The organism is Brucella cytisi (genome assembly GCF_038433355.1).
Lineage (GTDB): Bacteria > Pseudomonadota > Alphaproteobacteria > Rhizobiales > Rhizobiaceae > Brucella > Brucella cytisi.
In genome coordinates, this window is the sequence record NZ_JBCAUP010000010.1 from 178029 (window position 1) to 197661 (window position 19633).

Consider the following 19633-nt stretch of genomic DNA (forward strand, 5'->3'; position numbering starts at 1 on the left):
ACAGGAAAGAACAACTCCCGTTTCAGCCATGTCTCGTGTAAGCAAAGCTGACCACATCAAACAAGCAGATGGCAATGAGACGATTTTTCCACCTCGCGGCACTCGGAATTTGTCTGGCATTTCTATCGCCAGGCCTGATGAACCTTGCTTTCGCGGAAGAAAATCTTCCTCGCCTTCTGCCAGAACCGGGCGTGAGCGCGCATATCGAAAGACGCAAAGAGGGTTATGTTCTGACCCAGCCCGATGGATCGAAACTCGTTTTGCTGGATTCCGATTGGCTCAACGGACTGGACGGGCCTGTCAGCTTCGAAACCGGCGACTATGACTTCGATGGCTACACCGATTTTTCTTTGGGCGCCCGCGAAGCGGGAAGCCTCGACGTTGGCGTCGCGCTTTATCTCTATGATCCAAAAGCCAAAGCCTTTTCCCCACTGATTATCGAGGACGAACTTGGCGGAAAACTGAATTGCGGCGAGCTGTGGAATGTCGAGCGCATCCCGGAACGAAAGCTGATCAAAAGCAGCTGTAGTCTGGATGGGCATTATAACCGCGTCGACATCCTGTCGATCGACCGCGACGGAAAAGTCCGGCTTGTGGAACAATCGCGCCCGGAAGAGCAGTTGTCTGGCTGGCCCTACCTGATGAAACCCATGCGCATGGTCACCTATGACGCACAGGGAAACAGCGTTCTTGAAATGCCTTTGGCACCGGATGAAATGGAACAGGGCTGGGAGGTTCCTGTAGAAAAGCTGGCCCTGTACAGCGATCCTGACCGGCAAAGCGCCACAAGCTCCTATCTGGCCAAGGGCGACAAGGCACGCAAGCTTGTCTCTGCCGGCGATGGCTGGATGAAAATTGCCTATCTGGCCAAAACCGGGCCGCTGGAGGGCTGGATATCCCTGAAAGAAGCCTATGACCTTGCGGCCTGGCAGGCGGAAAACGGGCAAAAACCGCAATCCTTGCAGCTCGGTCTCGCGGATTACAGCGATGTCGACAAGGATCAGGATTATTACAAGCACCTGTTCACGCTGACGCTGGCCAATGAAAGCCGCGAAGCCGTGGAACTCGGCTATGGTGAATTGCACCTGATTTTCACATCTGCCGACGGCCAGCAGACCACGCATAAGCTCTATGATCTCTTCAACAAGACCCTTGAGCCGGGAAAGAGCGAAACGCTCGACGATAATCCCGTACAGAAGCGCGGCGGGCAATTTGTGATCTATCACCCGGTCGGCGACGACGACGCCTATTCGCCGTTCTTCCCCGAAGGGCTGACTACAGGAAAATACAAGATCCGCCCCATCCTGACCGGCCCCAACCTGAAGAGCCCCATTTACGGTCAGGACGAAATCGAGATGGATTATCCACCCAAACTACCGGACAGCCTGATCGAACCGTGAGCTGGCACTCGCTTTGGCAAGGGCATCAAGAGCCATGCTCGCCGGCAGAGCCGGTGAAAACAGGAAGCCCTGCCCGGCATTGCAACCGAGTTTACAAAGCATGTCGCGATCTTCCTCGGTCTCGATCCCTTCGGCAGTGACCTTGATGCCAAGAGCATCGCCCAGCTCGACCATAGCGCGCACGATATGCTGATCGCCTTCGGATTCGGCAATGCCACGCACGAAAACCTTGTCGATCTTGATCTTGGTGATGAGGCCCTTCTTCAAGGAGGCGAAAGTAGCAAAGCCGGTACCAAAATCGTCAAGTGCGATGGAGACACCAGCGCTCGACAGCACTCCGAGGCTGTCACTCATCCCGCGCTGATCGAAGGGAGCTTCCTCCGTTATCTCGATTTCAAGCATGGACATCGGAAGTTCGCGTTTTTCCATTTGGGACAGGATTTCGTGTGGAATGCGTCCCCCCGCCAGTTCGCGAGGGGAAAGATTCATGGCAACTGTCAGATCGCTGCGCCCGCCTTCGGTGAGCTTGTCGATCATCTCGCAGCAATTGAAGAGCACATTATTCGTCAGCTGGCGCACCACACCCACTTCGCACGCAACATCGATAATTTCCGGCGGGGGAATTGTGCCGTGCTGCGGATGATCCCAGCGCAGCAATGCCTCAAAACCAACCATGCGCCCACTGGAGAGTTGCACCACCGGCTGAAAGTAGGTTTGCACCTGCCCGGTTTCGATTGCAATGCGCAGGTCTCGCTCGATGCTTTGCTTGCGCTCCCACTCGTGCTGCAAACGCTTCTCGAAAAAATAATATTCGTTGCGTCCGCGTTTCTTGGCCGCATAAAGCGCGAAGTCGGCGCGCAGCAACATTTCGACCGGATCGAGACGCTCCAGCCGGCAGATGCCGACACAGGCGCCGATCTCCACCGACAGAATCCCCTCGTAATGGGCGGTCAAACTGCCGATGATGCGTGCGGCCACCAATGCGGCCTCGATCTTGGCTGAGGGCTCGGGATAAGCGAGTACGAATTCATCACCGCCAATACGCGCCAGAACGGAACGCTCCGGCGAGACCTGACGGATACGCTGCGCAATGGCGACAAGGAGATCGTCACCCACCTTGTGACCATAGGTGTCGTTGACGGACTTGAACCCGTCGAGATCGATCAGCATGACGATGAACGGGCCGTCTTTCACAGGATAGAGGCGAATGGAGGTTTCAAGGCCGCGCCGGTTGAAGAGCCCCGTCAACGGGTCCTCCTGCGACTTGAGCGCCATTTCGTCAGCCAACTGCTTGGCTTCGTGTTTCAACCTGCTGGTCTGGATGAAGCGGTTCTGCCCCAAGAGTGCGCCACGCGTAAGCCCGAGCCAGAACAGAACAACAGCAACGGCAATCACGCCATATTGCAGGTCGGCTTGCAGGACCAGACACACCACCGTCACGACAAGCGGCGGCGTTATGAAATTGATTGCAACGGCGGCATAGGACGAGCCGTAGGTGACGGCGCCCGCGCAGATACCGGCCAGAATGACCAGATAGACTGACGATTGCGGATCAGAGAACCCATGGGAAAGAATGGCGACACCGGCCCAGACGAAACCGGCCATAGCGCCAAACAGCTGAAAGCGGGCGAGCTGGCGCTGCAGAACCGCGATATTCTCAACTGGCGCAGCCGGGCTTCTATAATAGGCTATCGCATCGATGAGGCGCAGCGCATTGATGATATTGACCAGCGCGAACCATATGATGGGCATCCAGAAATGCCCGGCAGCAATCTGGACCAGCAAAATGAGCACGGACAGAATCGTGCTGATAGGCATCGAAAAGCGCGCGCCGTCGCAAATCTCCCTGAGCTGGTCCGCAAGTATCTTGTCGGCTATCGGGCTGTCCTGCCTGCTATAGGCAGACCTGACCAGTTGAAGCCAATATTCAGTTCTCGACCCCATTTAAACGCCACCACTGGCCAGAGCACGTTCAGCTTTTTTCCAATCGGGACGCCCCTCGTGTCCTGATTAAAAAGGAATGACAGCAAACCTGCCCCCGACTGACAACTATAACATGCATACAATCTAAAATGCCAATGGTACGGCAGTTCAATCAAGACGATCACTTCGGCGGACAAGGCATACCATCGACATGCCGCTTGAGGCGCGCGCTCAACAATAGTTAGGGACGCGCAGGAACCCATACTCATGCGCCACAGGCGGGACACGATGGTGAGATAGCAGATACTGTAAAACAGGCCGATAGAGCATTGCCCTACAGTTCGGACAAACCAGGGAATGCTCTATCCCGGAATTACTCGGTCGACTGTTCTTCCGCCGTCAGCAACAGCTTGTCGATGCGGCGTCCGTCAAGGTCAACGATTTCGAACACCCATCCGTTCTTGACGAAGGTTTCCCCCACATCCGGCAGATGCTTCAGTTCCTCAAGCGCCAGCCCGGCAACGGTGTTGTATTCCGCATCGTCGTCAATCGGGAAACGCAAAAACTCCGAGAACTCGTCAATCGGCATCCAGCCCGAGACGAGATAAGAACCATCCGCCCGGCGCACGATAGCCTTTTCCTCGATATGGTCCTCCTGCATGGCGCCGATGATCGCTTCCATCACATCGCCCGCAGTAATCACACCTTCAAAATGACCATACTCGTCATAGACGAGCACCATATGCGTTGGCGTGCCGCGAATGGCTTCCACCACGTCGAGCGCATCGGAAAAGTCCGACACGACCGGAACATCACGGACGATCTCGCGCAGATTGACACTGCCCCTGGAGGACAGCTGATTGAAGAAGTCGCGCACCTGTAAGACGCCGATCACTTCATCGGAATCCTCGCCGCGCACAGGAAGCCGCGAGCGGCTTGTATTGTGCAGTTGCAGGCGAATTTCATCGAAACTATCGTCCACATCGACCATTTCGACATCCATGCGCGGCGTCATCAGCCCGCGTGCCGTCCGGTCCGCAAGGCGCATAACGCCTGCAATCATGCGGGATTCCTCCGTCTCGATCACGCCCGCGCTATGCGCTTCGGCGAGAACGGACTTGATCTCTTCGTCGGTCACGCCGTCGCTCGACTTGCCCGACTGGCCAAGCAGCTTCAGCACTAAACGGCCCGACGTATCGAGGAGCCAAACCAAAGGTGCCGCCAGCTTGGACAATAGCGTCATGGTAGGTGCCACGCGGCTTGCAACCGATTCCGGCTCACGCAGCGCGATCTGCTTTGGCACGAGTTCACCGACGATCAGCGACAGATAGGTGATGACCACGACCACCGAACCAACGCCAACAGCATCGGCAAGGGCTGGCGACAAGCCTTGCCCGAGAAGCCAGCCTGACAAACGAGCACCCAGCGTCGCGCCGGAAAATGCACCCGACAGAATGCCGACCAGCGTGATGCCGATCTGGACGGTGGACAGGAAACGGCCGGGATTATCGGCAAGCTCGATGGCCATGCGGGCGCCGCGGCTGCCCTTGTCGGCCATTACCCTCAGTCGCGCCGGGCGGGAGGAAACCACTGCGAGTTCCGACATGGCGAGAACACCATTGAGGATCGTCAACAGCACGACCGTAATTATTTCAAAGTACAAAACTGCCCCTCGGGATCAGATAATCGGAATATAATGATAGAAAGGAACCGCCCCTCTTTCCAGAGGCCGCGACACAAAATACTGCGATACTGTCGGAATTGCAGTACTTATGTGCTCTCTTCTCGCCAGCAGAAGCTGCCTTTTCTCTTCTTTCCAGTAAATGATTCACGATGCAGGTAAAACCGCAAAACCATCGTCTGGTCAGGCCAATTAAGTTTAATAACCGAAATTCTGGAGAGCCGGTCCGCCATGTAGCGGGTTTTTTGCTGCTCGCGCAAAATTGGCTTGACCAGAAACCAGCAGGCTTCTACTTCTTCCATTCATAGGTGACGAAACTTTGCGCGAGGGAGGAAGCGCGATGGGAGGATTGCCGTCAGCGACTGCGCGCGCCGATACCGCGCCTATCTTGCTCAAGCTGGATTCCGTTTCCAAAGAATTTCCAGGCGTCAAAGCCCTGTCGAATGTCAGCTTCGAATTGTGGGCGGGCGAAGTTCATGCCGTCTGCGGCGAGAATGGTGCGGGCAAATCGACCCTGATGAAGATCGTCAGTGGCGTCTATCAGCCGGATGGCGGGACGATCCATTATCGCGATCAGACTGTCCGCTTTGCTTCCACGCTTGAATCGGAAGCGGCGGGCATCGCCATCATCCATCAGGAACTGAACCTCGTTCCACACCTGAGCGTTGCCGAAAACATCTATCTCGCTCGCGAGCCGAAACGCGGCCTCTTCGTCGATCGCCGCAAGCTGAAGCAGGACGCGCAGCACTGCCTCGACCGGCTTGGCGTCAAGATCGACCCGTCTGCACAGGTGCTGAACCTGTCCGTCGCCCAATGCCAGATGGTCGAAATCGCCAAGGCCCTCTCGCTCAATGCTTCTGTCCTCATCATGGACGAACCGACCTCCTCGCTGACCGAACAGGAAGCACAGCTTCTGTTCAAGGTTATCCGCGAACTGAAAGCGCAAGGCACCGGCATCGTCTATATTTCGCACCGTCTCGATGAAATGGCGGAGATCGTCGACCGCGTCACCATCCTGCGCGACGGACGCTATGTCTGGACCAAGGACTTTGACGCTGTCACCATCGATGAAATCGTCGCCGGGATGGTCGGGCGTTCGCTTGATGAAAAGTTTCCGGAACCGACCCGAAAGCCGACGGAGGAAGTGATTTTCTCCGTCAGCGGACTGACGCGAAGCGGCCTCTTCGGGAATATCGGCTTTGAACTCCGGCGCGGAGAAATCCTCGGCTTTGCCGGACTGATGGGCGCAGGGCGCACGGAAGTAGCGCGGGCGATTTTCGGCGCCGATCCGCACGATGCCGGAACGATTGTGCTTGAAGGCGAGACGCTTTCCATCTCCAGCCCGCGCGACGCCATCGAGGCAGGCATTGCCTATCTGTCGGAAGACCGCAAGGCGCAAGGACTGGCGGTCAAGATGCCGGTCGATGCCAATCTCACACTCGCCAATATGGAAGCGGTCAGCAGCTCATATGGTGTGATCGATTTCGAACGGCAACGACAGGCTAGCCAGCGTTATGTCGATCTTCTCAATATCAAGACGCCGGGACTGGCCCAGCCTGTTCGGCTGCTTTCGGGCGGCAATCAGCAGAAGATCATCATCGGCAAATGGCTGTTCCGCGAACCGCGTATCATGTTCTTCGATGAACCGACGCGAGGCATTGATGTCGGTGCAAAGTTCGCGATCTACCAGATCATGGACGAATTGGCCGCAAGGGGTATCGGCATTGTGCTGATCAGCTCGGAGCTACCGGAAATTCTGGGGCTTTCGGACCGTGTGGCGGTCTTTCACGAGGGGCGCATCACCGCCGTCCTGAACACGGCCGCGACATCGCAGGAAGAAATCATGACCTATGCCTCCGGTCGGGGCCGGCAGGACAAATGAGGACGCAGTAATGGCCGAAATCACTACGGACAAGCCCCAGCAGACGGTAAAATCCAAGGGGCTCAGCGACCGTCAGAAGGATATCATCCAGAAATTTGCGGCTGTCGGCAGCCTTATCATTCTGGCGGCGATCTTTTCCGTCACCAGCAGCGCCTTCATGACCGTCAACAATGCGATGACCATCGCCTTGCAGGTGACCTCAATCGCGTTTCTCGGCATCGGCGCAACCTATGTCATCATAACCGGCGGCATCGATCTTTCGGTCGGCTCGGTTCTGGCACTCGCCGGTGTTGTGGCCGCACTTGCGGTCAAGGATCTTTCGCTGCCGATCCCCCTCGCCATGCTACTCGGTATATTGACGGGATCGCTCTGCGGTCTCATCAACGGCGTCGTCATCACAAAACTCAAGCTGCCGCCCTTCATCGCCACACTCGGCATGATGCTGATCGCGCGCGGTGTCGCGCTTCAGATCACCGGTGCGCGTGCCGTCTCCGGCCTTGGCGAATCTTTCGGCGTGCTGGGCAACGGCTCACTGTTTCGCATCGAGAGCATTGACGAACAGGGCTTTCCGGTCGTCACCTTCCCCGGCATCCCCTACCCGGTGGTGCTGATGATCGTGATTGCGATTGCGGCAGCGCTCGTGTTGAACCGCACCGTGCTTGGCCGCCACATCTATGCCATCGGATCGAATGCGGAAGCAGCGCGGCTTTCGGGCGTCAATGTCGCCCGCGTAACGGCCTTCACTTATGTCGTATCGGGAACACTGGCTGGTCTGACGGGCTGCGTTCTCATGTCCCGCCTCGTGACCGCACAGCCCAATGAAGGTGTCGCCTATGAGCTCGACGCCATTGCGAGCGCGGTCATCGGCGGCACATCGCTCATTGGCGGTGTGGGTACGATTTCGGGCACGTTCATCGGCTCGTTCGTCATCGGAATCCTGCGGAACGGCCTCAACATGAACGGCATTTCCGCTTTTACACAGCAGATCATCATCGGCCTCGTCATTCTGGTCACAGTATGGATCGACCAGATGCGCAACCGTCGATGAGAGGGGAGACGGAATGTGTCAGGCATTCCGGAAAAGGGTAGAGCCAAGAGCTCGATAACAGGAGGAAAACATGCGTAGACTGGTTTCTGCATTGATGGCTTCGGCCTTTGTGCTTACTGGAGCGGCAAGCGCTTCGGCGGGCGAAATCGCCGTTATCGTGAAGACCGTGAATTCGACTTTCTGGCAGAACGTCCAGAAGGGTGCCGAAGCTGCGATCAAGGATTCCAAGGATCACACCATGACCTTCCAGGGTCCGGCGGCTGAATCGGCCATAGCCGATCAGGTGAACATGGTGGAAAATGCCGTGAACCGCAAAGTGGATGCAATCCTTCTTGCCCCGTCCGATCCGGATGCGCTGACGCCTGCCGTGAAGAAGGCGTGGGAAGCCCGCATTCCGGTCGTCATCATTGACTCGCAGCTCGCCGATGGTGCCGACAAATACTACCAGTCATTCCTCGCCACCGATAACCGCAAGGCCGGTGAAGCCGCTGCCAAGGCCCTGATCGACAAGGCAGGCACGACCGGCAAGATCGCCGTCATGTCCTATGTTGCGGGCGCTGGCTCGGAAATCGGTCGCGTCGGCGGCTTCGTGGATTACATCAAGGCCAATTCCAAGCTGAAAGTCGTCGGTCCTTACTACTCGCAATCGCAGATGGCGACGGCGCTCAACCAGACCACCGACGTTCTGGCGGCCAATGGCGACCTCGTCGGCATCTTCGGTGCCAATGAACCGACCGCCATCGGCATGGGCCGCGCGATCAAGCAGGCAGGCAAGTCCGGCAAGCTGACTGCCATCGGCTTCGACGGCAATCAGGACCTGCAGGAATTCGTCAAGGACGGCACGCTCAATGCCATCGTGGTTCAGGGTTCCTACCAGATGGGCGAAAAGGGCATCGAAACCCTGTTGAAGGTGCTGAACAAGGAAAAGGTCGAGAAGGTTGTCGATACGGGCGCCGTCGTCGTCACCAAGGACAATATCGACCAGCCGGAAGCCAAGAACGTGCTCTACTAAAACACGGCAACAAAGCTGTATGAAAAAGGGAGGCGTAACGCCTCCCTTTTTTGTTTCGTCGCGATTCTTATCCGGAAACCGTTTCACACTTTACGGGATGCACTAACGGCCATTTTGTTCGCGCCAGTTCTCAAACTTGCGCTCGGTCTCTTCTTTCGTGCACGGATAGAGGCCGACAATGGTAGCGCCGTTCAGCACTTCTTCCAGCACGAAATCCTCATAAGTTTCCATACTGATACATTCGGTTGCGATTTCATCCGCAAGACCAGCCGGAATGACCATGACACCGTCAGCATCGCCAACCAGCACATCGCCCGGAAACACCGCCGCATCGCCGCAGGCTATCGGCACATTGATATCCACCGCCTCATGCAACGTGAGATTGGTCGGCGCAGATGGCTTTGAGCAATAAGCAGGCATATCAAGCTCGCCGATCCCGCTGACATCGCGAAATCCGCCGTCAGAAACAATGCCCGCCGCGCCGCGCAAGGCAAGCCTTGTCACGAGGATAGACCCCGCAGTCGCCGCACGCGCATCCTTGCGCGCATCCATCACCAGCACGAAACCGGGTGGGCAAGTCTCTATCGCAACGCGCTGCTTGTGGTCCGGATTACGAAAAACCGTGATGGGATTACGGTCCTCACGCGCCGGGATGTAGCGCAGCGTGAAGGCCTGACCGACCATGTTCTCGCGCTTGCGCGCCACCGGTAACACACCCTGAATGAACTGGTTGCGCAGGCCACGCTTGTAAAGCGCCGTCGCAACGGAAGCCGTCGAAACCGTCTTCAACTTGGCCCGCGTTTCCTCGGAAAGCACATAATCTGACATCGAAACTGCCTCTCAATAGATGACCGGTTCGTCGACAGGACGGCCGAAATCGGTTTTCAGGAAGTCGAAATCGCAGCCCTTGTCGGCCTGTTCGACATGCTTGGAAAAGACAAAGCCATAGCCGCGCTCATATTTGGGTGGTGGCGTCTGCCAGGCTGCGCGCCGTGCCGCCAGTTCCTCGTTCGAAACCAGCATGTTGAGGCTGCGGGCTGGAATGTCGAGTTCGACGATGTCGCCCGTCTTCAGCAGGGCGAGTGGTCCCCCGATGAAGGATTCCGGCGCGACATGCAGAACACAGGCACCGAAACTGGTTCCCGACATGCGCGCATCCGAAATCCGCACCATATCGCGCAGCCCAAGTTTCAACAGCGCTTTCGGCATGGGGATCATGCCCCATTCCGGCATTCCCGGCCCGCCCTGCGGACCGGCATTACGCAGCACCAGAACCGTATCCGGCGTCATGGGATAATCGGGGTCGTCGATGATCTTTTTCAAGTCGGGGTAACTGTCCGCGACTAGCGCCGGGCCACTATGGCAGTGAAAGCGGGGGTCGCAGGCAGCAGGCTTTATCACCGCGCCATCGGGGCAGAGATTGCCTTTCAGCACCGCAAGCGAGCCTTCATGATAGACCGGATTGGAAAGCGGGCGGATCACGTCATCGTTCCAGATGTGAGCCTCATCCAGACCGTCGGTCAGCGGCTTGCCGGTCACGGTCACGGCCGAAGGATCGAGTTTGTCGCCAAGCTGCTTCATGAGCGCTCGCAACCCTCCCGCATAGTAGAAATCTTCCATCAGATAGGTCGTGCCGGAAGGCCTGATATTCGCGATCACAGGCGTCGTGCGTCCGATGCGATCCAGATCGTCCAGTTCCAGTGGCACGTCTGCCCGGCGCGCCATCGCGATCAGATGAATGATGGCATTTGTCGAACATCCCGTTGCCATCGCAACAGTGACCGCATTGGTTATTGCAGCGGGCGTCATGATCTTTTCCGGCGTCAGGTCTTCCCAGACCATTTCCACAATGCGGCGACCGCACTGCGTGGACATGCGCTGATGATTGGCATCCGCAGCCGGGATCGATGATGCACCGGGAAGCGTCAGCCCCATGGCTTCGGCAATCGCGGTCATGGTCGATGCGGTTCCCATGGTCATGCAATGGCCGTAGGACCGTGCGATGCCACCTTCAATCCCCTGCCATTCCTCCTTGGAAATGGTGCCTGCGCGGCGCTCGTCCCAGTATTTGAAGCCATCAGTGCCGGAGCCCAGATATTTACCGGCATAATTGCCGCGCAGCATTGGTCCGGCGGGCAGGAAAATGAACGGCAGTCCCATACTGACGGCTCCCATGACGAGACCCGGCGTGGTCTTGTCACAACCGCCCATAAGCACCGCGCCATCGACAGGATGCGAGCGCAGAAGTTCCTCGGTCTCCATCGCCAGCAGATTGCGATAGAGCATGGTTGTCGGTTTCACGAAGTTTTCCGACAGCGACAATGCTGGCAACTCCATCGGGAATCCGCCAGCCTGCAGGATGCCGCGCTTGACCCATTCCACCCGATCCTTGAAATGCATGTGGCAAGGCTGGGCCTCGGACCAGGTGTTTATGATGGCGATGATCGGACGACCTTCCCAGTCGACCGGATCATATCCCATCTGCATGGTGCGCGAACGATGGCCGAACGAGCGTTGATCATCGGGCAGCATCCAGCGCGCCGAGCGCAGATCACCATAGGTCTTTCTCGTCATTTCCCTACCTTCCCGATCAGAGCGTATTCCAAAGGGCGTGAAACACGTCTTCGGAAAAATTTAAATCAAAACAAATATTTATGGAGAGATCAGCGAGCACACTACGCTCCCTTCATCCGGGTCACCGGGGCCCCGGCAACAGACGCCTGCGCCAGAAACACACCGCCCGACCGAGGGGCCGTCTCCAGAGCCGCTTCCGGCAGCTGGCGATGCGAGGTGATGGCCAGAAGTGTCAGGTCTGGTCCGCAAAAACAGGGCATTGTTGGAGCCGAAACCGGTACCGGAACCTTTTCAAGCAGATTACCCTCGCGGTCGAAGCGATTCAGAATGCCAGCGGATACACCCGCGCTCCAATAAGCACCCTCAGCATCGCAGGCGCCGCCATCCGGCCTGCCGCTCAGTTCATCGAGATCGCGAATGCGCTTGCGCCCACTAATCTCACCGGTCTCCGGGTCGAAGTCATAACGGTCGATCCACGGCCCGCGGGAATCCGTATGGAACATGGTTCTGCCGTCCGCCGTCCAAGCGAGACCATTAGAAATCTCAAAACCCTCGGCCTTAACAGAAGCCTCGCCGTCCCATGTTACTCGGTAGAGTCGCGCGATGGCTTCCCGCTCAGGACGGCCATCCATGCTGCCGATCCAGAACGCACCGTCAGGACCGACCTTGCCGTCATTGAGTCGGGATGTTCCCGGCTCATCGTACCCCGTCCATAGCGGTTCACGGATGCCGGTTTCAGGATCAAACAGGATGACCTGACGTGAAAGCGCCACCACGAGACGTCCGCTTTCTGTCAATCCGAAGCTTGCTACCTCGCTTGTAAAGGACCATTCACGAAGCGCGCCCCTATCGGCGTCAATGTCGATTTCATATATGCGGCGCCCATAGATATCGCAGGCGAAAAGTGTTCCCCTGCGGTCATCCCAGACCGGACTTTCCATCAGTTGCCCGCGCAGATCGGCTATGCAGCGAAACGGCCCCATCATTCAGCTCCCGTCTTTCTCCGAATGACATCGGGATGACTGAGTACGAAATCAGACAACTCCAATCCAAGACCCGCTCCTTCGAACGGATAGATCATGCCCTTCTCTATGCGCGGCATCACCGTCACCAGATCGCGATACCATGAGGTGTAATAGGCCCGCACAGATTCCTGAAAGATCGCGTTGGGCGCATTGAGCGACAGATGGACGGAGGCCGCGAACACCACTGGACCAGTGCAGTCATGCGGCGCAATGGGGCGCTGAAATGCCTCGGCCATGGTGGCGATCTTCTTCGCCTCCGAAAGCCCGCCGCACCATGAAATGTCGAGCATGACATAATCGGAGGCATCGGCGCGTAGGACATCGAGAAATTGCGCACGCGTCGCCATGGTTTCGCTGGCACAGACCGGAATGCCGGACTGGCGTGCGTAAACGGCCAGCGCCTGCGGGTTCATCATCTTGATCGGGTCTTCCGACCAGAACGGTCGGAAGACTTTCAGTTCGCGCGCAATGGCCAGAGCCGACGTCAAGTCCCACATGGAGTGGAACTCGACCATGATTTCCATCCGCTCGCCGACCGCATCGCGTATCTGGCGAAACGGTGCCAGCGCCTTGTCGAGATCGCCGGCATGGATGAAGTTTCCGCCGGATGCGACAGCGAACGGGTCGAAGGGCCAGATTTTCATGGCCGTGATGCCTTCCGACAGAAGGCTTTCGGCAAGTGCACCTGCGTCCCTATGAAAAGCCATCTGGTCCTCGTAGGGCCCTTCCTTTGCCTCATCGGCATCACCGATATATCGGCGCGCGCCGCTTTTGTTATAGGTGTAGCCCGCGCAGGTATTGTAGGTGCGGATCGATTGTCGAGACAGGCCACCGAGCAACTGATGGATTGGCTGGCCGGTCACCTTGCCAAAAATATCCCAGAGCGCGATGTCTATCGCCGAGGCGGCGCGGATTTCCACACCTGACGAACGAAAGCCGACATAAGGCTCCAGCAGCAGTTTCGAGATTCGGTCGATCTCCAGCGGGTTCTGGCCGACGAGCAGCGGTGCGATATCGCTGTGGATATAGGCGGCGACCGCATTTGCGCCACGGAAAGTCTCACCAAGTCCGACAACGCCCTCATTGGTGTGGACCTGCACCCACACTATGTTGTTGAGGTGCGGAAGCTGCACCGTTTCGATAGCGATGATTTTCATCCTGTTGTGCCTCAATGCGCAGACGGTTGACGGTTGCGCGCAACGATCTGCGTCGGATTGACGAAACGCAGTGCCAGAAGCAGCCAAACCAGCGAGGTGACCATGTAAATGACCGCCATGGCGTCGATGGACTGGACGGAGCGGACCCCGGCAGCGAACACCGAATAATAGAGCGCGACGACGAGCGTTTGCGATGTCGGTCCTGCGGTCAGGAAGGTCAGCTCGAACATCGCGACCGTGCGCACCAGAACCAGCAGCATGGCCGCAAGCACACCGGGTAACAGCATGGGTAGAAGCACATGGATGAAGAGCTTGAATGTGCCTGCACCGAACACGCGCGCTGCCGCCTCGACCTTTGGGTCGATCTGTTCGATGAAGGGGATCATCACCAGAATGACGAAGGGTACCGTTGGTACGAGATTGGCGAGAACGACGCCCCAGAAGGTACCGCCGACCCCGAACTTGTAAAGCACGGTTGCCAGCGGAATGCCGAAGGTTATCGGCGGCACCAGAAGCGGCAGCAGGAAGATCAGCAGCACAAGCTTCTTGCCCGGAAAATCGCGGCGTGCCATGGCGTAAGCTGCCGTGACGCCCAGAACGCCCGACAGGATCACCACTGCAAAGACGACCTGGAATGTGACCAGAAGCACTTGATCAAGCTGGAATTCGGCCCAGGCGGCTGCATACCAGCGCGTGGTAAACGCGTCTGGCAGCCATGTACCCAGCCAGCGCGTGCCGAAACTTGAAACCACCACGGCCACGATGACAGCAAGAACATTGAGCACGAAGAAGCCGGTTACGAGCCAAACGAGCGTGATCCAGAGCTTGGAAAGGATGGAAGTATCGCGGATCATGATCTATCCCTTTCCGCCAGCGGTCGAGCCGCGATAGAAGAGCGAGCGCACACCGAGCAGTGCCCCGACGACGAGCAATTGCACTGCCGCCATGATCATGGCGATGGATGAAGCCATGGAGTCGTCATATTGCTCGAAGGCCGCCTGTGCTGCAGCGATGGATATCACGCGGGTCGGTCCCGACGGCGCGCCCAAGAGGACAGCGGATGGAAACACAGCAAAAGCCTGCACGAAGGTGAGGCAGGCCGCGACCACCAGCCCCGGCACCAGCAATGGCAGCATGACATGGCGAAAGCGCTGCCAGCTATTGGCGCCATGCGTGGCGGCGGCCCGTTCCAGTGCGGGATCAATGCCGGTTATGTAGGAAAGCGTCAGCAGGAAGGTGAACGGAAAAACCGTAATGACCAGCGATGCAAAGACCCCCCAGTAATTATTGGTGAGCTTCAGCGGATTGTCGATCAGGCCAATATAGATCAGCGTGCGGCTGAACCAGCCTTGCGGCCCCAGATAATTCAAAAGACCTTCAGCAATCAGAACCGTGCCGAGCGTCACCGGCAGAACGAGGATCGTGGTCAGCAGTTGCTGGCGCGGCATCAGACGCACGCGCATGGCGATGGGAACCGCGAAAAGAACACTGATGACGGTGACGGGAATCGCAAGCCAAAGCGTCGCGCCGATGGTCTTGTAAAGATAGGGATCGGAGAAGAACTTGGTGTAATTGGCCAGTGCCCCGCCGCCATCGAGCGGATTGAATGACAGAACCAGCCCGTACAGAAACGGATAGATGAAAACGCCCACCACAAACAGCAACGCCGGCAGGATCAGAAGCGTAACGCCATCGAAGCCGCGATTTGCAAGCCGTTGTCGCAAACCGGGCTTAAGCGGTGCATCCGCATAGGTCTCGGCCACCATTGCTCAGCCCTCCGCCGGGAAAACCAGCGCATGGCCAGCATCGACGCCCAACACGATACCACTGCCGGGCTCCACGCCCTGCGGCCCATGGAAGATCAGCTCCATCCCAGTTTCGGTGCGGGCTGTGCCAACATATTCACGCCCGCGATATTCAATGGTTTCGACAGTCGCCTGCAGGTCGTTGCGGTGCCGTGAACCGGACACAACATCATCGCCGCGCGCCATCAGCACGGCATCGTCGCCCGGCTCAAGCTCATCCATCGCACGGCCAACGAGTTCGTTTCCCGCGACGGAAATGATCGCCTGCCCGTTCTCGACGCGCACGACCTTGCCTGGCAAGGCGTTGCGGAAACCCATGAAGGCGGCGACATCACGATAGCGGGGCTCTTCGTAAAGCTCGTGCGGTTTGCCGACCTGACGGATTTCACCGTCGCGCAAGACCACGATGCGGTCGGCCAGCGACAGGGCTTCGTCTTGATCGTGGGTCACATAGATCGTCGTTGAGCCGAGCTGGTTATGGATGCGGCGGATTTCGGCTCGCATCTCAAGCCGCAACTTCGCATCGAGATTGGAAAGCGGCTCATCCATGAGAACCACCGGCGGCTCGATGACGATGGCGCGGGCAATTGCCACGCGCTGTTGCTGGCCACCGGAAAGCTGTCCCGGCAGTTTTTCTTCCTGTCCTTGCAGGCGCACCAAAGCCAATGCAGCGCGCGCACGTTTTTCTATTTCGCTTTTTGCCAGACCGCGCATCTTGAGACCGAAACCGACATTTTGCAGGACATTCATATGCGGAAACAGCGCATAGTTCTGGAACACCATGCCGAAACCGCGATCCTCCGGTTTCAACTGGTCCACGCGCCGTTCATCGATATAGATGCCACCGCTCGTCGTGCCGAGAAGTCCGGCGATGCAATTGAGAGCCGTCGATTTCCCGCAGCCGGAAGGTCCCAGAAGTGCGATGAACTCGCCTTTCCGGATTGTGAGGTTGATTTCCCTCAGCGCATTGAAAGTTCCGAATGATCGGCTCATCCGGTCGAGCCGGAGTTCTTGAAAGGACATTGAGACAAGCACCATGATTTAGAATTGGCGACTATCAGCGGCCAGTGGCGAGCCCTTCACGGCCCACCACCCAGCCTTCGGTCAATCAACCAGCGGCGACGTCTTCGTCCCAGCGGCGGAATGCAGCGACCAGCGCCTCCGGTTCGAGCGGCAGCTCGATCGGATTATTTGCAATCCAGTCGGCATATTCCGGACGGCCAAACTCCGCGATGATGTTCTGGCTTTCCTTCGGCGCCATTTCGATGGTGACGTCCTTCACAGCAGGACCCGGATAGAAATAACCGGCATCGTAGGAATAGGCCTGCTGGTCGGGTTTGAGCGAGAACTTGATGAATTCCATCAGCACTGCGATTTTTTCCTCGGACACGCCCTTGGGAATGGCGAAGTAATGCGCATCGCAAACCCAGTGGAAGCCTTCCAGCTTGCTGACGCCCATTTCCTTCGGCACCACCCCGAGCGCACGCGGATTGATGTCCCAGCCAGTGGTCGTCACCGTCATATCGCGCGTGCCTTCGCCCAGTTCCTTCATGAGCGCGCCCGTACCTGCCGGGTAGTATTCAATATTCTTGTGCAGCTCCTTCAGATAGGCCCAGGTTTTGTCCCAGCCCTTGACCGGGTCCTTCGGATCACTATCACCCAGAAGATAGGGAAGCCCCATCAGGAAGGTGCGCCCCGGACCAGAATTGGCCGGGCGAGCATAGATGAACTTGTTCGGGTTTTCCTTCGTCCAGGCGAGCAGTTCTTCAGCGGTCTTGGGCGGTGTCTTCACCTTGTCGGGGTGATATTCAAGAAGGGGGCCAGATGGATAATAGGAAACCACAACGCCCTTGCCCTTCGACATTTCCTGCATACGCCATGCCGGTTCAAGATAGATATCCTGAAGCTTCGGCAAGCCGTTATCCGGCAACGCGATGATGTCGGTCCATATGTCATCGGCAAGTCCGGCGGAAAGCGCATCCGGCCCGACGATCACCATGTCGATGTCAATTCGGTTGGCGCGCTGCTGCGCCTTGATTTTCCCCGGCAGTTCCGGCGCCGGTGCCTTGTTGAAGGTGAAGCGCGAAACCAGAGCTTTCTGCTCGGCTGCGAAATTGTCGAAGATCGGTTGGGTCAGGGCCAGATTGCCAGCGGCATCAATGACGTTGAGCGCTACTGGCGAAGACGGCAGTTTCGCCGACTGTGCCCATACGCTTTTCGGCAGCATGATACCCATGCCGGTCGCAATCCCGACCCCCGCCATGAATGTACGACGTGAAATTCCCTTATTCATGTTCTCCTCCACTTTTTGGTTTTCCGGTGCGCCCCTCTTCTCCCTGTCAGGACGGCCGGCTTTCATTTGTCAGACAATGCCATCAGTCTCCCAGCCCGAGACGATTGTCTGGAGCACCTCGCGATCATTCGCTTCAAGATGTGGCAATCCGGGTAGTCGCACTTTTCCGACCTCAAACCCCTGAATTTGCAACGCTTCCTTCACAACAGTCACGTTCGCGCCATTACGGTACTTGGTGCGCATGGTCTCGAAATCGGCAATGCTTTCGACCACCGCTCGCGCTTTTGCGAAATCTCCCGCTTCCAGCGCATTCCAGACCGCCAGCGAACGCTTCGGTGCAACATTGACGAGGCCAGAGGTAAAGCCGCGGCCACCAAGGGCATAGAAAGGCAAGGCCCAGCTTTCCGCCAGGCCGCAGATCCAGGTCGCATCCATGCCTTTTGTCGCCCGACAGCATTCGAAGAAGAGCATCGTGTTTTGCGATGCAAACTTGACGCCTGCGACCTTGGCATGGGTCGCTAGGCGCACCATTTCATCGAGCGGAATCAGATCCGAACGGATATAGGCAACGATTGGCAAGTCTATGGCTTCGGCAATCGCAATGAAATAATCCACCTGCGCATGCGGCGCCGCAAAGGGATCAAGCGGATGATGGATCATCACGCCATCGGCGCCTTCGGCTTGTGCTGCTTGTGAAATCCTGATCGCATCACGCACGGAACGGCCGGCTGCGGCTGTCACTGCAGCCTTGCCATTTGCCGCTTTCACCGCGATAGCCTGCAAGCGGATAACCTCATCCACAGTCATGCTGTAGAACTCGCCCGTATTGCCGCCGGTAACGATATTATGCACACCGGCGCCGGCGATCCGCTCGACAATTTTCGCCGTCAGCGCGTCATCGATTTCGCCATCTGTATCATAGGCAGTCGCGTGCACACCCGAGATGCCCCGAAGCACCCGGCGGTATTCCGCTAGATCCATTATTTCCTCCCAATGTACTGGTCAGAAGACCAGTTCGATATGCGTGTCTCCCGCTTTCACGATGTGTTCGCGCATCAGACGCTCAGCCAGATCGCCGTTACGTGCCGTAATTGCCTTCATGATTGCTTCATGCTCGTTGAAGGACTGCCGACGCACATCCTCGCGCGACAGAACGGTCACCCTTGCGGCGTGGTCGTACATGCGCTGTGCATTTTGCAACCGGCGCAGATATTCACATCCCGATGCCTCATGGATGCCGTCGTGGAACTTCTCGTTCAGCTCGATCAGCTGATCGACATTGCCTGCCTCGACCGCCGCCCGCATTTCTTCAATCACCGCGCGAAGAAAGCCGAACGCCTCCTCGCCGCCATGCTTGGCCGCCTGCCGCGCAATGATGCTTTCAAGCGCGGCACGAGCGAGCGTCATCTCTTCGGCCTGCCGCGCATTGAACGATACGAACGTTCCACGACGGGCCTCCGTGCGCACCAGCCCTTCTCCTTCCAGCTGGCGCAGCGCTTCTTTCAAAGGGCTCGTGCTGATGCCCAGATCGGATGCCAGCTGCCTCTCATTCAGCTTTTCGCCGGACTTGATCCGCCCGGAAATAATCGCCTCCCGCAGATTGTCATGCACATGGTCTCTGAGGCTCTTCACCTTGATCGGAGAAAGGGGGGAAACATTATCACCCAAGGCAACACCTGTTTGTCACTGAATTCACGCTCTGATCCTGAAACAGCGAATCTGATATGTCAATATCTGATACATCAGATATCAACGGAAACTCTTCCGCTCATTGTCAGACAATAAAAAAAGACGGCCAAAGGCCGCCTTTCTTAAGCGTATCCTGATGTGCAG

General features: G+C 57.5%; 17 protein-coding genes. 4 read left to right on the top strand and 13 right to left on the bottom strand.

Features of this window, described 5'->3' with window-relative positions; all coding sequences use genetic code 11:
• The first annotated feature begins 74 nt into the window (after window positions 1-74).
• On the top strand, window positions 75-1400 hold the full coding sequence (locus AAE521_RS11205; RefSeq protein WP_342061346.1) for a hypothetical protein: 1326 nt from the start codon (window positions 75-77) through the stop codon (window positions 1398-1400).
• Here the strand turns inward: AAE521_RS11205 and AAE521_RS11210 are convergent.
• From AAE521_RS11210 to AAE521_RS11220, 3 genes are all read right to left on the bottom strand, one after another.
• The gene (locus tag AAE521_RS11210) at window positions 1374-3344 is read right to left on the bottom strand and encodes a putative bifunctional diguanylate cyclase/phosphodiesterase (protein WP_342061347.1); all 1971 of its coding nucleotides are present in this window, start codon (window positions 3342-3344) and stop codon (window positions 1374-1376) included. The genes AAE521_RS11205 and AAE521_RS11210 overlap by 27 nt on opposite strands.
• Window positions 3345-3696: 352 nt before the next feature.
• Complete coding sequence (locus tag AAE521_RS11215; protein ID WP_071630911.1) at window positions 3697-4986, bottom strand: hemolysin family protein; 1290 nt, start codon at window positions 4984-4986, stop codon at window positions 3697-3699.
• 107 nt (window positions 4987-5093) lie between these two features.
• Window positions 5094-5306 (bottom strand): hypothetical protein, encoded by a 213-nt coding sequence (locus AAE521_RS11220; protein ID WP_342061348.1) that lies wholly within the window; start codon window positions 5304-5306, stop codon window positions 5094-5096.
• A 38-nt stretch (window positions 5307-5344) separates the two neighbouring features.
• Here AAE521_RS11220 and AAE521_RS11225 point away from each other — a divergent pair, with 38 nt between their 5' ends.
• The 3 genes from AAE521_RS11225 (at window position 5345) to AAE521_RS11235 (ending at window position 8946) form a co-directional block, all read left to right on the top strand.
• The gene (locus tag AAE521_RS11225) at window positions 5345-6886 is read left to right on the top strand and encodes a sugar ABC transporter ATP-binding protein (RefSeq protein WP_071630912.1); all 1542 of its coding nucleotides are present in this window, start codon (window positions 5345-5347) and stop codon (window positions 6884-6886) included.
• Window positions 6887-6896: 10 nt separating this feature from the next.
• Complete coding sequence (locus AAE521_RS11230) at window positions 6897-7934, top strand: ABC transporter permease (protein ID WP_071630913.1); 1038 nt, start codon at window positions 6897-6899, stop codon at window positions 7932-7934.
• A 70-nt stretch (window positions 7935-8004) separates the two neighbouring features.
• Window positions 8005-8946 (top strand): ABC transporter substrate-binding protein, encoded by a 942-nt coding sequence (locus AAE521_RS11235; RefSeq protein WP_071630914.1) that lies wholly within the window; start codon window positions 8005-8007, stop codon window positions 8944-8946.
• Window positions 8947-9048: 102 nt separating this feature from the next.
• Here AAE521_RS11235 and AAE521_RS11240 read toward each other — a convergent pair whose 3' ends face one another.
• The 10 genes from AAE521_RS11240 to AAE521_RS11285 form a co-directional block, all read right to left on the bottom strand.
• On the bottom strand, window positions 9049-9774 hold the full coding sequence (locus tag AAE521_RS11240) for a ribonuclease activity regulator RraA (RefSeq protein ID WP_010658542.1): 726 nt from the start codon (window positions 9772-9774) through the stop codon (window positions 9049-9051).
• Window positions 9775-9786: 12 nt separating this feature from the next.
• Window positions 9787-11520, bottom strand: coding sequence for an L-arabinonate dehydratase (gene araD / locus AAE521_RS11245; protein WP_071630915.1), 1734 nt, complete (start codon window positions 11518-11520; stop codon window positions 9787-9789).
• A 101-nt stretch (window positions 11521-11621) separates the two neighbouring features.
• Window positions 11622-12506 (bottom strand): SMP-30/gluconolactonase/LRE family protein, encoded by an 885-nt coding sequence (locus AAE521_RS11250; protein WP_071630916.1) that lies wholly within the window; start codon window positions 12504-12506, stop codon window positions 11622-11624.
• The gene (locus AAE521_RS11255; protein ID WP_071630917.1) at window positions 12503-13702 is read right to left on the bottom strand and encodes a mandelate racemase/muconate lactonizing enzyme family protein; all 1200 of its coding nucleotides are present in this window, start codon (window positions 13700-13702) and stop codon (window positions 12503-12505) included. The genes AAE521_RS11250 and AAE521_RS11255 overlap by 4 nt, the downstream gene beginning before the upstream one ends.
• 11 nt (window positions 13703-13713) lie before the next feature.
• Window positions 13714-14556 (bottom strand): ABC transporter permease, encoded by an 843-nt coding sequence (locus AAE521_RS11260; protein ID WP_029927754.1) that lies wholly within the window; start codon window positions 14554-14556, stop codon window positions 13714-13716.
• A 3-nt stretch (window positions 14557-14559) separates the two neighbouring features.
• The gene (locus tag AAE521_RS11265) at window positions 14560-15468 is read right to left on the bottom strand and encodes an ABC transporter permease (RefSeq protein ID WP_071630918.1); all 909 of its coding nucleotides are present in this window, start codon (window positions 15466-15468) and stop codon (window positions 14560-14562) included.
• Between the two features lie 3 nt (window positions 15469-15471).
• Entirely contained in the window at window positions 15472-16545 is a 1074-nt protein-coding gene (locus tag AAE521_RS11270) for an ABC transporter ATP-binding protein (protein WP_206044277.1), read from the bottom strand.
• 70 nt (window positions 16546-16615) lie between these two features.
• A complete protein-coding gene (locus AAE521_RS11275; RefSeq protein WP_374864512.1) occupies window positions 16616-17800 on the bottom strand; it encodes an extracellular solute-binding protein in 1185 nt (394 codons plus the stop codon).
• A gap of 69 nt (window positions 17801-17869) precedes the next feature.
• On the bottom strand, window positions 17870-18781 hold the full coding sequence (locus tag AAE521_RS11280) for a dihydrodipicolinate synthase family protein (protein WP_342061349.1): 912 nt from the start codon (window positions 18779-18781) through the stop codon (window positions 17870-17872).
• A gap of 21 nt (window positions 18782-18802) precedes the next feature.
• Entirely contained in the window at window positions 18803-19411 is a 609-nt protein-coding gene (locus AAE521_RS11285; RefSeq protein WP_010658533.1) for a GntR family transcriptional regulator, read from the bottom strand.
• Window positions 19412-19633: the final 222 nt, after the last annotated feature.

Excerpts from the sequence above, each read along its gene's own strand:
- AAE521_RS11240 (WP_010658542.1), bottom strand. The coding sequence starts at position 9,774 with ATGTCAGATTATGTGCTTTCCGAGGAAACGCGGGCCAAGTTGAAGACG.
- AAE521_RS11230 (WP_071630913.1), top strand. The coding sequence starts at position 6,897 with ATGGCCGAAATCACTACGGACAAGCCCCAGCAGACGGTAAAATCCAAG.
- araD (WP_071630915.1), bottom strand. The coding sequence starts at position 11,520 with ATGACGAGAAAGACCTATGGTGATCTGCGCTCGGCGCGCTGGATGCTG.
- AAE521_RS11250 (WP_071630916.1), bottom strand. The coding sequence starts at position 12,506 with ATGATGGGGCCGTTTCGCTGCATAGCCGATCTGCGCGGGCAACTGATG.
- AAE521_RS11205 (WP_342061346.1), top strand. The coding sequence starts at position 75 with ATGAGACGATTTTTCCACCTCGCGGCACTCGGAATTTGTCTGGCATTT.
- AAE521_RS11275 (WP_374864512.1), bottom strand. The coding sequence starts at position 17,800 with ATGAATAAGGGAATTTCACGTCGTACATTCATGGCGGGGGTCGGGATT.
- AAE521_RS11270 (WP_206044277.1), bottom strand. The coding sequence starts at position 16,545 with ATGGTGCTTGTCTCAATGTCCTTTCAAGAACTCCGGCTCGACCGGATG.
- AAE521_RS11260 (WP_029927754.1), bottom strand. The coding sequence starts at position 14,556 with ATGATCCGCGATACTTCCATCCTTTCCAAGCTCTGGATCACGCTCGTT.
- AAE521_RS11225 (WP_071630912.1), top strand. The coding sequence starts at position 5,345 with ATGGGAGGATTGCCGTCAGCGACTGCGCGCGCCGATACCGCGCCTATC.
- AAE521_RS11280 (WP_342061349.1), bottom strand. The coding sequence starts at position 18,781 with ATGGATCTAGCGGAATACCGCCGGGTGCTTCGGGGCATCTCGGGTGTG.
- AAE521_RS11255 (WP_071630917.1), bottom strand. The coding sequence starts at position 13,702 with ATGAAAATCATCGCTATCGAAACGGTGCAGCTTCCGCACCTCAACAAC.
- AAE521_RS11235 (WP_071630914.1), top strand. The coding sequence starts at position 8,005 with ATGCGTAGACTGGTTTCTGCATTGATGGCTTCGGCCTTTGTGCTTACT.
- AAE521_RS11265 (WP_071630918.1), bottom strand. The coding sequence starts at position 15,468 with ATGGTGGCCGAGACCTATGCGGATGCACCGCTTAAGCCCGGTTTGCGA.
- AAE521_RS11220 (WP_342061348.1), bottom strand. The coding sequence starts at position 5,306 with ATGGAAGAAGTAGAAGCCTGCTGGTTTCTGGTCAAGCCAATTTTGCGC.
- AAE521_RS11210 (WP_342061347.1), bottom strand. The coding sequence starts at position 3,344 with ATGGGGTCGAGAACTGAATATTGGCTTCAACTGGTCAGGTCTGCCTAT.